We start from the raw sequence: 11,825 nt of genomic DNA, 5'->3' as shown, positions 1-11,825 counted from the left end.
GAATATGATTATCATAAAAGATTGTGGTTTTAATATTTTAAGAGCGTGCTATTTGTTAAAGCTAAGAATTGCACTTGAAAAAAAGTGATAAAATCTTATAAATAACCCTTTAAAAATGATAAAAAGCCCTCACTAGAAGGGCTTTTTTTATTGGGACTAACAAATGAAAAATACTTCATAAAGTAATCGATTTTTTTTTTTATGGTAATACTAAAATGCATATATATGGCAAGGAGTGAAACGATGCCACGAAAAGCTGCACCTTCAATCAACGACGATACGGACTTAGATACAAATGATTTATTGCCAGAAAAAGAAAAAGACGAACATGAAGATGAAGTCGCTAACCTTAATCGTATGTTAGCAGCTACATTGAATTACTTATCAGACGATGAGGTGGAAGAGATAGATATCGAATACCTCTTGGATCATACAGAAGGCCTGCGAGAATGGTGGAATCGATATCGAGAGAGCAATAGAAAAGAGATTGAAGAGGAAATAAAAAAGTCCCTCGGAGAACTCTCCTTAAAAGAACTAGAAATGATCCGTGAACAGATAAAAGAAAAACAGGATTGAATTTTCGTCTCTTCACATGCTGTGAAGGGATGTTTTTGTTATTGGGGTAGTACGTTTTTGGTTAAAAAATTAAAATATGAAAAGCACCCATTATTGAGTGCTTTCCACCTAACCTATTTACTTATTGAACATGCCTTTGACTCCTTTATAAATTAAAACGAGTGAGAAGACGATAACAGTTAATATGCCAATGATATCTGTAACAGGTGAAACGCTTTCAAGAAATGAATCAGCTAAAGGAACTCTAATAAGTGCAAACCCCGATAAAATAGCAGCAAGGAACAAGAAAATCCTATTATCCATTGGTTCTCCTCCTTCCTATTTGATTGATAAATTATATGTCTTTGATGTTACAAATATGTCAATTGTGTAATAAAAGAATATAAAAAAATAACACCCTTCTGGGGTGCTACGTCATATCGATTGAAATTATCTTTCGATTTCATTATGCTGAAAGCCACTCTGGGTATCAAAAACTTCATACCATTTGTATTTGGGGGATTTGAACCACTCGTAATGCGGCAAATACACCAAATAACCAAAATTGCCTTCAGCATCAAGGATTGATTTGAATATCTTGACAGCCCCGAATCCAAACGTTTTATCCAAATACCCTTCGATTCCTTCTCTTACGATATTTTTTTTATCTTCTTCATCTTTCTTATGTAACTCCATCAGCCCATCAATAAAAATACCCAACAAGACCAAAGTAATTGAGATTAAAATAAAAATCAGCAAATTTAACAAAAAAACAGCCCCTTCTCATTTGATTAACTCCCCTCGATTGTACATCCGCTAGTTATCAAATAGTGTGATGGAAACCACACATCCCGTTTAATATCTGACAATTTTGTGGCGAAAAAGGCTTAATAAGGATTGATAAAATAAAGTTAATACTGTTGCTTTTTTATGGCAATAGATATGGAAGACAATTATTATGAAGAGGACAGCAAGGGCAAAAGGAAAAGGAGTTTGGAGTGGTTCTGTGGAGCTAAATGTTGAAATAAGAAGGCCAAGAATTGAGGAAATGAATGAGTTAAATCAATTTTTTAGAAAGGTGATTACGGACACATTTACAAAAGAAGGTATAGGGGAAAAGCTGGTTGATATTGAAAATGAGATCAAGCTGAAGAAAAAATACTTGGCAAGAGATTTTGAAAGTCATGGCGCGGAACGATATTTTTTGATAGCCATTACAGAGGATCAAATTATCGGAACGATTGAATATGGTCCAGCAAGCGACTTAATATGCAATTGTACAAACAATGCATATAAAGGGCTTATGGAAGTAGGAACTGTATTTGTCCACCCTGACTACCAAAGGATGGGAATAGGGAACATGTTATTGAAAGCAATGTATTTTGCACTGCAAGCTGCAGGGAAGAAAGAGTTTTGTTTAGACAGTGGATATAAAAGCGCGCAAACAATCTGGAAAAAGAAATTTGGGAATCCTGGTTACTTGTTAAAGGATTATTGGGATAAAGGGTATGATCATATGATATGGAAAATCAGGGTCAGCGATTGGATATAAGATTATAAAGTCACTGAAGGTACAAACGAGATGGAAACTGCACCACAGATTAAATAAATGTTTTTTTCAGGGTTTGAATCCTACTCACCGGCGGTAAAATGAAATATATTGGCGAAACCACAGACCCTTGGCATACATCAAATTATTGAAAGAGAGTTGATTCAGTAAATGAACAACGTTACAAAAATGAAAATAATAGCACCTGCTAATGAAGTATTTGAATCATTCGTTGATCCAGCAAAAATCGGAAACTTTTGGTTTTCATCCAGTTCTGAAAGATGGGAAGCAGATAAAAAAATCACATTGAGATATGATGAATACCATGCCCAAGGGGATATAGAAGTTAGAGAAATAGTTGCAAATAAGAAAATCGTGTACCAGTGGGGTGCGAATGGAGAAGGACATATCGTGACCATGTTGCTGGAAGAACAAACTGATTCAAGTACTATTATTGAAATAACAGAAGAAGGCTTTAATGAAAATGACAGCGATTTTATCTCTCAAATTATTGATAATAAAGAAGGCTGGGTTTATATGCTTACCTGTTTAAAGGGATATTTGGAATTCGGTATCAATCATTTAAGAGCTGGGTTAGTTAAATAACATTTGGGAGAGAGCCGTTTGGCTCGTTTTTTTTATGGAAAATTGATAATTGAAATTCTTTCCTGCTGCTATTAGAGTAGAGATATTACAATTTTTAGAGGAAGTGTAAGTATTGTCAACTCAAGTAATAAATAAGTTAAAAGCAGACTGTGAAAATTGTTTTGGTTTGTGTTGTGTGGCTTTGCCTTATGCGAAGTCCGCCGATTTTGCTTTCGATAAGGAAGGAGGTACCCCTTGTCGGAATTTGCAATCCGATTATCGCTGCGGTATTCATAAAAACCTTAGAAATAAAGGGTTTCGAGGCTGTGCAGTCTATGAATGCTTTGGTGCTGGTCAAAAGGTATCACAAATCACCTATGATGGGAACGATTGGCGTGAACACCCAGAGCTGGCCAAAGAAATGTTTGAGGTCTTTCCTATTATGCAGCAGCTCCATGAAATGCTTTGCTATTTAAATGAAGCACATGGTTTGGAGGATGCAAAGCCTATATATGAAGAATTGCAAAATGCTTTAGAAAAAACAGAATCTCTCACTAATTTAAATCCAAAATCTATCCTAGAACTTGATATATCGGGTCATAGAGCCGTCGTTAATGATTTACTTCTCCGCACAAGTGAACTTGTACGATCAAAGGTTTTTCAAAAGAAGAACAAAAAAATAAGTAAGGGAAGAGACTTTTTAGGTGCAAAGTTAAAAGGTGCAGACCTTAGAGGTTCAAACTTGAGAGGAGCCTTGCTCATTGCAGCTGACCTTAGGGAAGCCGACATGAGAGTAGTCGATTTTATCGGTGCAGACTTAAGAGACGCAGATTTAAGCGGTGCTAATTTAACCGGAAGTTTCTTTTTAACACAAGCACAAGTTAACTCGGCTAAGGGCGATATTCATACGAAATTACCTGATTCATTAAGGATTCCTGAACATTGGGTTAAATAGTCTTAGGGAATTCACGGATTACCTCTTACAAAATTGTCCACATTGTAACAAAAGTTCAGTAAATTAATGTATAATAATGGAATAGTTTCACAAAATTGGAGGGCTTTTTGATGATGGACGATGGCAGTATATTTGGTCTTTTTGCAATCATCCCTATTTTACTTTATTTGGTAATTTTGGTTTTTAGTATATACTTTGTTGTCAGAACAATAAAGTTTATGAATGAAAAAACAAAGTTGGATCAGGAGAGAAATGAGAAACTAGATTTATTAATAAAAGTCCTAGGTAATAATGATAGAAATGTTGATTAATTGAATTTAAATTTTCAGGGGAGAAGCTGTTGCTGCTCCTCTTTTTCTTCATTTTTATGGTTTTGATTCATTAAAAAATGAAATATAATAAGAGTAAAGATGTTCAAAAAACTGTCAAAAATACAACGTAATATTGTTGATATAAAATAAATATAGGAGGGGAATTCAATGATAAGGGCGGCAATTGCAGGTGTGGTCGGGTTTATTCTTATTTTTGTGGAGTCCTTAATAATAATGAAGCTAAAAGGGTATGAAACAATTGAATTTGGTGGCCTAACACCTTTTATTAATGTCTGGGCCATGAATTTTTTTGTTGTATTTGCCATCCTCACACAAGTTACAAATTGGTTCGATAATAGAGCAGATCTGGAAAAAAGTGAAGATAGTTATTAATAAAGGCCCTTTTCGTAAACTATGTTGCTTTTTGGGCCAAATTTAGTGCATTTCCTAAGTTTGTAGGCAATTTTCGCAAATGTTCTTACGAAAAGATGCCACGAAGCATCTAGTTATACGGGTTGATGAACTTTGACGAAAAACAACACTCTTTGCGAAAGTCTTAATAAAAAGCGCCTATGTCACGGATAGAAAGCCGATTGCATAGGCGCTTTTTTGAACTAAGCATTATGTTTTACTGCTCCATTACCTTTGAATGCTGCTCTGCGAATAAATGGAATTACCCAGCGGTCAAGACCAATTCGGCCTGCATTATAGCCAGAGAATAAGATAATTGCACCGATGAATAAGTCAGTAGGAATATGAGATACAGTACCGGCTAAGAAGAACGCGAAGTTCATCACTAGACCAAAGAACATTGCTGCAGTAGTTAAGCATCCAAGAATAAGTCCAAGCCCTACTAGAAATTCTCCAACAGGTACGAGTGTATTGAAAATATCTACGTTTGGTAAAGCGAAGTGCTTTAAGAAGTCGACGTACCAGCCGTAAACGATACTGCCATCAGGACCTTTTACTGGATTCGCAATTACTCCTTTTAAAAATCCAGAAGCATCAAACCCGCCTGCTAATTTGTGATATCCAGCTGTGATCCAAGAATATCCGATATATAAGCGAAGAACTGTTAAAATACTAGCGGCAACTTTGTTTTCTCTTAACCAATTGACTAACATTTGAAACACTCCTTTTGATAAATAAGTTTTATATATTGATTACACTGTAAATATATCATTTTTATTTTGAATTGAGGGTAATTTGTTCACTTATTCACAAATCCGTAAAAAGAATTTGAACAATTTGTTAACAAGGTCAATTGATTTTATTAAAATAAAAGTAAAGAATTTTCAGTAAAGTAGGGATATTATGCAACAGGCTGATGATTTAGAAACATTTCCGTATCCATTTAAAGGAGAAGTTTATCGTTACTCTAATAACTCTGTCCCGTTGGATTCTCCAAACAGCATCGAAATTACTCCGAGTTACATAAATGAAATGAATCTTAAGCGGGGTCTTCTAAACCAGCATTCTGAACGATGTTATCAGTCACTGTCTCATACACTTCGTGGACAATGGGAAATCCTTGAGATGATCATGGGGCATTTAACAAGCCATTATCCAGATCAATTTTTGCTTGATAAACAAAATGATGAATGGACGTTTCATAATAAAATTTTACAAGAAAAGCAGTATTTTATTTTTGGGGATGAAACTACATTACCATGTGAGCCGCTTGATTTTATTGGAAGACATGTGCAAGAAGACCTGATTTTCATGATGCAGCGAGATGGGGATTTATTTTTAGATGCCGGTCAATTATGCTTCCCTGCTAATTGGTCGCTGGCCTTTGATTTAGGGATGAGTTTTCGAGAAATTCATCATCCAATTCCGGGCTTTAAGGAGGAAGGATTGGATGAGCGAATCCTTCAGTTTTTGTTGCAGTTGGAAGCGGGAAATCCCTGGTGGCGGAAAAACTGGTCGCTGATGGCCGGGAATCGTCTCGATACATCACTAGAAACCTTTGATGTATGGGGAAAAGGCCGTAAAGGGGTAACATTGAACAACGCTGGAGAATTCGTACATTTACGAGTGGAGGTACAGAAACTATTCCGTTTGCCGCGGTCAGGAGGAATCCTGTTTACCATTCATACTCATCTAATTTCATTAGAAAAATTAGCTTCAAAAACGGAATGGGCTGAACAATTTTACCATATTCTCTGTGAGCTTCCAGATAATATAGTGGATTATAAAGGCCTTTCTCTTTTCAAGAATCAAGTAATCGAATACTTGAAGGGCAGGCTCGAGAGCAGAGGAGTTTTATGATGCAGAAAGCTTTGTTTGTTTCTGGAAAAAGAAAATATTTATTTTGTGCGGATCAGAACGGGATGGAGATTATACAACCAGTTATCGATTTGGCAGTAGCAGAGAAGGCACCCTATGAGATATACAGCGAAGATCAACCACTTATTGAATGGTTGAAAAAGCAGAAGATGGGGTGCTACCTTTATGTTGCTTCGGAATGGGCTAAGCTGGATTCTTTGAAAAAGATCGCTGAAGAGGTTGGCTTTTCAGAGGAAGAAGCACAGTACATTGGTTATGGTAAGCGATGGGCGAAGGTGTTTTGCTGCCGGTGCCATGGGATTACGAATGTAATTTTGGAGGAAAATCAAGAAATCGCCTGCAGTGAATGTGATTTGCTGCTTGGGATTTCCGATCATTATTCTACACTGAAAAATGCCTATCTTGGATACGTGGCAAAACTTTAGAGGGGTGGATAGAATGGATCAGGAAAAAACAATACCTGTAGTGGTAAAAGAAATTCATCAGGAAGCCCGGAATGTAAAAAGTTTTATACTGGTTCATATCGACGGGGAGGAACTGCCGGCTTTTAGCGGAGGGGCACATATTACTACCTATATAGACGGAAGCTTTGGTTTACTCAAGAGGCATTATTCCTTAACAAGCCATCCGGATAATCGTTTGTTCTACCAAATTGCCATTCATCTTAATGACACATCAGCAGGCGGTTCTTCTTATTGGCATCAGCAGGTAAAAGTCGGGGACAGGCTGCATATTAGTTATCCCAAAAATCATTTTCCATTGAGCTTTAAGGCAAAGCATCATGTTTTTTATGCGGCAGGAATTGGTATTACTCCATTTTTATCAATGATGGCTGAATTAGGGGATTCCTTTGAACTGCATTACGTGGCAAAATCAAAGGAGCTTTGTGCATTCTACGACTTTTTGCAGCAAAATTACCCGGGGCAATGTAAGTTTTATTTTTCACAGGGAGTGGAGGCAGAGCGACTTAGTGTTGATTCTCTTCTGGAACATAAGATTGGGACCCATGTATATTTTTGCGGACCAGAGGCCTTTATATCTAGTTTTAAGGAGTTTGCTCTTCAAAAGGGTTACCCACGTTCGAATGTTCACTACGAGCACTTTACACCGCCGCGGCCTAAAAAGGCTAATTGTTTTCAGGTTCAAGTTTCAAACGGGATGACAGTAAAGGTTTTAAAGGAAAAGTCTCTGTTGGATGCGCTGCTTGAGGCGGGAATCAAGGCTCCTTATTCTTGCCGAGTCGGCCGATGCGGGACGTGCGAGCTGAAGGTGGTTGAAGGAGAGGTTGATCACTACGATTCTTTTTTGAGTGAAAAACAAAGAAATGCCCAAAATGTGATCTTATCATGTGTTTCTAGAGCAAAATCAGAGAAATTGATGATTGAAATTTAAAAAAATCACATTATTTCCCCGACGAAATAATGTGATTTTTACAAATCTATCCTAAATATTTTTCAATTGGACTCCAATAATTCGCTCCCCAGCCTGCTGCAAGATGCTCGACTTCCGCTTCTGGGAAACCGACATGGTCAAAAACCAACTTAGTCTTTGATCCTTGTTCTGTAAGTTCGAACTTGGCGATTGAATATAAGCCTTCTGGCCAGTTCATTACACGCCATGCTTGAACGACGCGAACACCCGGAACAAGTTCAATGTTTCTTCCTAAAATCATCCCGCCGAAACAAGAGAACGTACCGCCATCCTCTGCGTTAATATCAGTTGGCGCTCCGCCTGTAACTTCACTGAACTGTTTAGAATCAGTCAAAATTTCATAAATTCGTTCAGGACGTGCATTGAATTCCACTTCTTGATGAATGGTATTTCCCATTTTTATATTCCTCCAATTTTATTCTATTAAACTAATGCATAGCCAGTTCGGTCCATGGGTCAACGCCAGGGTCTCTGCCTTCTGCAATTTCCTTTATGCGAGGCATGTAGTGAGACCAGCCTTGCTGATGGGATGGGATTTCTGAAGCCGGCAAGTCGTAATGCGTTAAGACTAAGTTCGTCCCATTCTCCTTCGGAGTTAAACGGAATTCCACTTTACTAGAGCCTGGGGGAACAATCTTTGATTTTTCCCAGCCCCAGGACATGACGATTTTTTCATAAGGTACAATTTCCACATATTCTCCCATGGCAATATCGCTGCCATTGACATCTATCCGATACTTACCGCCAATCTTTGGCTCAAGCAGGATTTGTCTGCCCATCCAGCGGACCATTTTATCAGCGTCGGTAAAGAACGAAAATAAGGTCTCCGGATGTGCTTCAATAAAGATTTCTTTTACGATGATTTCACTGTTTGTTTGTGCCATTTCTTCTCCTTTCTTCTTCTTCTGCAGCTTCTTTCAGGCGAAGTAAACTATCATCCCAAAAACGGTCAATGTATTGCTTTAATTCAGCAAAACCATCCCTTCTGATCCCATAGTACCGTTTTGTTCCGTCTCTCCGGACGACTACAAGGCCGGATTGTTCTAGAACTTTGAGATGCTGTGAAACTGCGGGAGCTGATATTTCAAAATGTGAGGCTATCGCGCTGGAGGTAAGCTCTCCATCACGAACGAGATAAAGAATATCTCTGCGTCTAGGTTCTGCTAATGCATGAAGGACTTTTTCAATCATGATATTATTTTAGTTGACACTTAATTAAGTGTCAACTTAATTAATGGTTTTTTCATATTAGTATCTTTTGGAAAATACTTAATATATATAAATTAAATTTTTTCCAAAATTACTTGATAAAACTAATGATGTTAGTTAAAATAAAACTAATGATATTAGTTAAAGGGAGATGGGTTATAATGAGAATGATTAAAAAGGGATTTTTATATCAAATGACGTTTATGGCCAAAGTGTTTCCAGTGAACTGCTACTTGGTTGAGGAAGAGGACGGTTTAACTTTGGTTGATGCAGCGCTTGGCTTTTGTGCAAAGGGGATTTTGCAGGCAGCTGAAAGAATTGGAAAACCGATTACGAAAATCGTGTTGACCCATGCTCACGAGGACCATGTAGGGGCGTTAGATTTAATAAAAGAAACCCTCCCAGAAGCACCTGTTTATATTTCAGCAAGAGATAACAGATTAATGAGCGGCGACCGTTCTCTCGATCAGCATGAAGACCAAACCCCGATTAAAGGCGGCGTTCCGAAAAAGCTAAAAACAAGAGCCACTATTGTTTTGAATGAGGGCGACCAAGTCGGCTCTTTGACGGCAATTGCCTCACCAGGTCACACGCCAGGTTCTATGTCCTTTGTAGACAACCGTACTAAAGCTTTAATTGCTGGTGATGCCTTTCAAACTAGGGGAGGCATCGCTGTGGCAGGGGATATCAAGCCATTGTTTCCATTTCCGGCATTTGGAACATGGAGTAAAAAGACAGCTCTAATGAGTGCAAAGAAATTAGTAGGGGCTGAACCAAGTTTACTTGCCGTTGGCCACGGAGAAATGGTGGAGAACCCTGTTGGGATCATGGAACAAGCAATAATCAATTTTGAGCAGAAATTGAAGTAAAGGAGCATTTTTGATGTCACCCAGACCTAAAATTGGACTCGAATTAACGTATATTCTAGAAGCAGCAGGGGAACTCGCGGACCAATCCGGTATGCAGGAAGTAACTTTGGCGAACCTGGCAAAAAAACTCAATATTCGCCCGCCATCATTGTACAATCACTTTGATGGCCTGGGTGGTTTACGTAAGAATTTAGCGATTTATGGAATTGAAAAACTTTACAAAGAATTAGCCGTTGCTGCCATTGGGGTGTCAGGCACCGATGCGGTCCTTGATTTAAGTAAGGCTTATGTCCATTTTGCCAGGCAGCATCCTGGAATATATGAAGCTACTTTAATGGCACCAGATCCGGAAGACACGGAGGTACAGCAAGCTGGGGCGAAAATCGTTGAGCTGACAGTAAGGGTCTTACAGGCGTTTGAGCTGAAAGGAGACCAAGCTTTACATGCCGTAAGAGGCCTTCGGAGTATATTACATGGATTTTCGTCTTTAGAGCAAAAGGGCGGTTTTAAAATGGCGTTAGATTTGGATGAGAGCTTGTTTTTGGTAATTAGGGCATTTTTAAAAGGGATGACTGCCTAAAAAGTATGAGGACAATTCATAAAGGGACTTTTTGGAGATAGGATAGCAGGATAAGCTCTGATATAATAGGAGAAACATGATATTAAGGAATGATCGAATTGCTGAAACAAGAGAAATTTGGTTTGATACTAGATGTTGAGACAACTGGTTTAGGGCCAACAACTGATGAAGTAATTGAACTCGCTTTAAAACTCTTTTCATATCGAACGGATACCGGTGAGATCATCGAAATTATTGAGGAGGACTCCTTTTTAAGAGAGCCTCTTAAGAATACAGCCCTGAGAAATTATGACCGCGCCTATAGAGTCCATGGAATTCCTTACGAAATGGTAAAGGGGAAGAGCTTCCAAGATGGGAAAATCAAAACCTACTTCCATCGCGCTGATTCTGTTTTTGCTCATAACGCTTCCTTCGACCGCAGCTTTCTATTCCACATGTATCCGGAAGTCAATGATTTGAAGTGGTATTGTACGATGAGAAATGTCCCTTGGAAAAGCTACGGTTTCCCAAATGGCAAACTTCTGACTCTTTTAGAAGCACATGATATAACAAACTATCAGACACATAGAGCAATGGACGATATTACATATCTAATGGAGTTGCTTAAGAAATCCAGTCCAAATGGGAATCTCTATTTGCAAGAAGTGCTTGATTCTGGTCCGATGAGAAAATACCAGCCTGCATCTTCGCGTACTAAAATGGGATGAAGAACTAATCAAATTTTTGATTAGTTTTTTTGTGTATTTAGATTTGGCTAATTACAAAGCACAGACTTAAAAGTGAAAATATTGGTATTGGCTCCTATTAAGATTAATATTCGTCCACCCAGGGCGTACAAATTGGCCGGCTTGTCCATGGGTGGTGCCTGACACCATTAATTGTTTTATTATTTTAATATATCGTCAATAATGGAAATGATGATTTAAAAAGAGAAAAAGTGGGTGGAGTAGTGTTTGTAATTGGAGCGACGCAGAAGGTTTTAAAAGAATTACAGGTTCAGGCGAGAAGTGATGTGGAGTTATCCAATGACCTGAATGCGTGGCATATGAATCTATTTAAAATTGGCCGTTATCAGTGTTTAATTCTCGTTAATGATTTAACTCTTTATAGTCTGGTTATTCCTGGAGTAAAAAAGAAAGAGCTTTCTAATATTGGCGAATTGTTAACCCGTCATTTAGCTGAGAACCTTAGGTCAGAAGGACTCGATGCAGTAAGTATCGAAAAATTTATAAAACAAGAAAACGAGATTGTTTTCACTAAAACGCATAACCGAAGTGTTGTTGGAGCCATGGTGGAAATGGTCAAAATGATGCAACATATTTATCCAACAGGTAAAGACATTATGGCGAAAAATCCTATTGATTTAAACAAATTTAATAATGGTCTTATTTATTCACCAACAAATTATGCTAGACCAATTAATCTGTTTAGAGAATATATTCAAAAGGAAGTTTAAAAACAATAATTTCACATTTAATATTTGGAAAGAGGC

19 protein-coding genes are annotated in these 11,825 nt (G+C 37.9%); 13 read left to right on the top strand and 6 right to left on the bottom strand.

Annotated elements, in window-relative coordinates:
* Nucleotides 1-243 precede the first annotated feature (243 nt).
* Nucleotides 244-576, top strand: a complete 333-nt coding sequence (locus V7161_RS20575; RefSeq protein WP_335714746.1) for a hypothetical protein — start codon at nt 244-246, stop codon at nt 574-576.
* Nucleotides 577-693: 117 nt separating this feature from the next.
* On the opposite strand, the gene V7161_RS20570 is transcribed toward V7161_RS20575, so the two are convergent.
* Together V7161_RS20570 and V7161_RS20565 are read right to left on the bottom strand one after the other, a co-directional pair.
* Nucleotides 694-879 (bottom strand): hypothetical protein, encoded by a 186-nt coding sequence (locus tag V7161_RS20570; protein ID WP_223589323.1) that lies wholly within the window; start codon nt 877-879, stop codon nt 694-696.
* A 126-nt stretch (nt 880-1,005) separates the two neighbouring features.
* On the bottom strand, nt 1,006-1,323 hold the full coding sequence (locus tag V7161_RS20565; RefSeq protein WP_335714745.1) for a hypothetical protein: 318 nt from the start codon (nt 1,321-1,323) through the stop codon (nt 1,006-1,008).
* 190 nt (nt 1,324-1,513) lie between these two features.
* On the opposite strand from V7161_RS20565, the gene V7161_RS20560 reads away from it, so the two are divergent.
* The 5 genes from V7161_RS20560 to V7161_RS20540 all read left to right on the top strand — a co-directional run bounded on the left by V7161_RS20560 (nt 1,514) and on the right by V7161_RS20540 (nt 4,348).
* Entirely contained in the window at nt 1,514-2,107 is a 594-nt protein-coding gene (locus tag V7161_RS20560) for a GNAT family N-acetyltransferase (RefSeq protein ID WP_335714744.1), read from the top strand.
* A 168-nt stretch (nt 2,108-2,275) separates the two neighbouring features.
* On the top strand, nt 2,276-2,710 hold the full coding sequence (locus tag V7161_RS20555) for an SRPBCC family protein (protein WP_335714743.1): 435 nt from the start codon (nt 2,276-2,278) through the stop codon (nt 2,708-2,710).
* Between the two features lie 112 nt (nt 2,711-2,822).
* Complete coding sequence (locus V7161_RS20550; protein ID WP_335714742.1) at nt 2,823-3,644, top strand: pentapeptide repeat-containing protein; 822 nt, start codon at nt 2,823-2,825, stop codon at nt 3,642-3,644.
* 110 nt (nt 3,645-3,754) lie between these two features.
* The gene (locus V7161_RS20545) at nt 3,755-3,955 is read left to right on the top strand and encodes a hypothetical protein (RefSeq protein WP_335714741.1); all 201 of its coding nucleotides are present in this window, start codon (nt 3,755-3,757) and stop codon (nt 3,953-3,955) included.
* A 168-nt stretch (nt 3,956-4,123) separates the two neighbouring features.
* Nucleotides 4,124-4,348 carry a hypothetical protein gene (locus V7161_RS20540; protein ID WP_223589333.1) on the top strand — a complete coding sequence of 75 codons (225 nt, stop codon included), beginning with the start codon at nt 4,124-4,126 and terminating at the stop codon, nt 4,346-4,348.
* 221 nt (nt 4,349-4,569) lie between these two features.
* Here the strand turns inward: V7161_RS20540 and V7161_RS20535 are convergent, their stop codons facing one another.
* Complete coding sequence (locus V7161_RS20535; RefSeq protein WP_335714740.1) at nt 4,570-5,079, bottom strand: DoxX family protein; 510 nt, start codon at nt 5,077-5,079, stop codon at nt 4,570-4,572.
* 190 nt (nt 5,080-5,269) lie between these two features.
* Here V7161_RS20535 and V7161_RS20530 point away from each other — a divergent pair, with 190 nt between their 5' ends.
* Genes V7161_RS20530 through V7161_RS20520 form a run of 3 tightly spaced genes read left to right on the top strand, consistent with a single transcriptional unit; the run spans nt 5,270 to nt 7,636 of the window.
* On the top strand, nt 5,270-6,226 hold the full coding sequence (locus tag V7161_RS20530) for a heme-dependent oxidative N-demethylase family protein (RefSeq protein WP_335714739.1): 957 nt from the start codon (nt 5,270-5,272) through the stop codon (nt 6,224-6,226).
* Nucleotides 6,226-6,669, top strand: coding sequence for a dimethylamine monooxygenase subunit DmmA family protein (locus tag V7161_RS20525; RefSeq protein WP_335714738.1), 444 nt, complete (start codon nt 6,226-6,228; stop codon nt 6,667-6,669). The genes V7161_RS20530 and V7161_RS20525 overlap by 1 nt, the downstream gene beginning before the upstream one ends.
* Nucleotides 6,670-6,682: 13 nt before the next feature.
* Nucleotides 6,683-7,636, top strand: a complete 954-nt coding sequence (locus tag V7161_RS20520; protein ID WP_335714737.1) for a PDR/VanB family oxidoreductase — start codon at nt 6,683-6,685, stop codon at nt 7,634-7,636.
* A gap of 46 nt (nt 7,637-7,682) precedes the next feature.
* Here V7161_RS20520 and V7161_RS20515 read toward each other — a convergent pair whose 3' ends face one another.
* The 3 genes from V7161_RS20515 to V7161_RS20505 are packed head-to-tail and all read right to left on the bottom strand — an operon-like array spanning nt 7,683 to nt 8,866.
* Nucleotides 7,683-8,072 carry an SRPBCC domain-containing protein gene (locus V7161_RS20515; protein WP_335714736.1) on the bottom strand — a complete coding sequence of 130 codons (390 nt, stop codon included), beginning with the start codon at nt 8,070-8,072 and terminating at the stop codon, nt 7,683-7,685.
* Between the two features lie 31 nt (nt 8,073-8,103).
* Complete coding sequence (locus V7161_RS20510; protein ID WP_335714735.1) at nt 8,104-8,559, bottom strand: SRPBCC family protein; 456 nt, start codon at nt 8,557-8,559, stop codon at nt 8,104-8,106.
* On the bottom strand, nt 8,540-8,866 hold the full coding sequence (locus tag V7161_RS20505; RefSeq protein ID WP_335714734.1) for an ArsR/SmtB family transcription factor: 327 nt from the start codon (nt 8,864-8,866) through the stop codon (nt 8,540-8,542). The genes V7161_RS20510 and V7161_RS20505 overlap by 20 nt, the downstream gene beginning before the upstream one ends.
* A 179-nt stretch (nt 8,867-9,045) precedes the next feature.
* Between V7161_RS20505 and V7161_RS20500 the strand changes: the two genes are divergently transcribed.
* The 4 genes from V7161_RS20500 to V7161_RS20485 all read left to right on the top strand — a co-directional run bounded on the left by V7161_RS20500 (nt 9,046) and on the right by V7161_RS20485 (nt 11,789).
* Nucleotides 9,046-9,753 carry an MBL fold metallo-hydrolase gene (locus V7161_RS20500; protein WP_335714733.1) on the top strand — a complete coding sequence of 236 codons (708 nt, stop codon included), beginning with the start codon at nt 9,046-9,048 and terminating at the stop codon, nt 9,751-9,753.
* Between the two features lie 13 nt (nt 9,754-9,766).
* Complete coding sequence (locus tag V7161_RS20495) at nt 9,767-10,333, top strand: TetR/AcrR family transcriptional regulator (RefSeq protein ID WP_335714732.1); 567 nt, start codon at nt 9,767-9,769, stop codon at nt 10,331-10,333.
* A 98-nt stretch (nt 10,334-10,431) separates the two neighbouring features.
* Nucleotides 10,432-11,040, top strand: coding sequence for an exonuclease domain-containing protein (locus V7161_RS20490; RefSeq protein WP_335714731.1), 609 nt, complete (start codon nt 10,432-10,434; stop codon nt 11,038-11,040).
* A gap of 242 nt (nt 11,041-11,282) precedes the next feature.
* Nucleotides 11,283-11,789 carry a DUF6933 domain-containing protein gene (locus V7161_RS20485; RefSeq protein WP_335714730.1) on the top strand — a complete coding sequence of 169 codons (507 nt, stop codon included), beginning with the start codon at nt 11,283-11,285 and terminating at the stop codon, nt 11,787-11,789.
* Nucleotides 11,790-11,825: the final 36 nt, after the last annotated feature.

Source organism: Neobacillus drentensis, from assembly GCF_036965425.1.
In the GTDB taxonomy this organism is placed as follows: domain Bacteria; phylum Bacillota; class Bacilli; order Bacillales; family Cytobacillaceae; genus Neobacillus; species Neobacillus drentensis_F.
Note: the sequence above shows the minus strand (reverse complement) of the source record. Positions and strands in the feature narration are given on the sequence as shown.

What these genes read in the sequence shown, in the direction of transcription:
- V7161_RS20530 (WP_335714739.1), top strand. Translation starts at nt 5,270, where the DNA reads ATGCAACAGGCTGATGATTTAGAAACATTTCCGTATCCATTTAAAGGA.
- V7161_RS20545 (WP_335714741.1), top strand. Translation starts at nt 3,755, where the DNA reads ATGATGGACGATGGCAGTATATTTGGTCTTTTTGCAATCATCCCTATT.
- V7161_RS20540 (WP_223589333.1), top strand. Translation starts at nt 4,124, where the DNA reads ATGATAAGGGCGGCAATTGCAGGTGTGGTCGGGTTTATTCTTATTTTT.
- V7161_RS20515 (WP_335714736.1), bottom strand. Translation starts at nt 8,072, where the DNA reads ATGGGAAATACCATTCATCAAGAAGTGGAATTCAATGCACGTCCTGAA.
- V7161_RS20555 (WP_335714743.1), top strand. Translation starts at nt 2,276, where the DNA reads ATGAACAACGTTACAAAAATGAAAATAATAGCACCTGCTAATGAAGTA.
- V7161_RS20495 (WP_335714732.1), top strand. Translation starts at nt 9,767, where the DNA reads ATGTCACCCAGACCTAAAATTGGACTCGAATTAACGTATATTCTAGAA.
- V7161_RS20535 (WP_335714740.1), bottom strand. Translation starts at nt 5,079, where the DNA reads ATGTTAGTCAATTGGTTAAGAGAAAACAAAGTTGCCGCTAGTATTTTA.
- V7161_RS20575 (WP_335714746.1), top strand. Translation starts at nt 244, where the DNA reads ATGCCACGAAAAGCTGCACCTTCAATCAACGACGATACGGACTTAGAT.
- V7161_RS20570 (WP_223589323.1), bottom strand. Translation starts at nt 879, where the DNA reads ATGGATAATAGGATTTTCTTGTTCCTTGCTGCTATTTTATCGGGGTTT.
- V7161_RS20505 (WP_335714734.1), bottom strand. Translation starts at nt 8,866, where the DNA reads ATGATTGAAAAAGTCCTTCATGCATTAGCAGAACCTAGACGCAGAGAT.
- V7161_RS20510 (WP_335714735.1), bottom strand. Translation starts at nt 8,559, where the DNA reads ATGGCACAAACAAACAGTGAAATCATCGTAAAAGAAATCTTTATTGAA.
- V7161_RS20560 (WP_335714744.1), top strand. Translation starts at nt 1,514, where the DNA reads ATGAAGAGGACAGCAAGGGCAAAAGGAAAAGGAGTTTGGAGTGGTTCT.
- V7161_RS20500 (WP_335714733.1), top strand. Translation starts at nt 9,046, where the DNA reads ATGAGAATGATTAAAAAGGGATTTTTATATCAAATGACGTTTATGGCC.
- V7161_RS20525 (WP_335714738.1), top strand. Translation starts at nt 6,226, where the DNA reads ATGCAGAAAGCTTTGTTTGTTTCTGGAAAAAGAAAATATTTATTTTGT.
- V7161_RS20520 (WP_335714737.1), top strand. Translation starts at nt 6,683, where the DNA reads ATGGATCAGGAAAAAACAATACCTGTAGTGGTAAAAGAAATTCATCAG.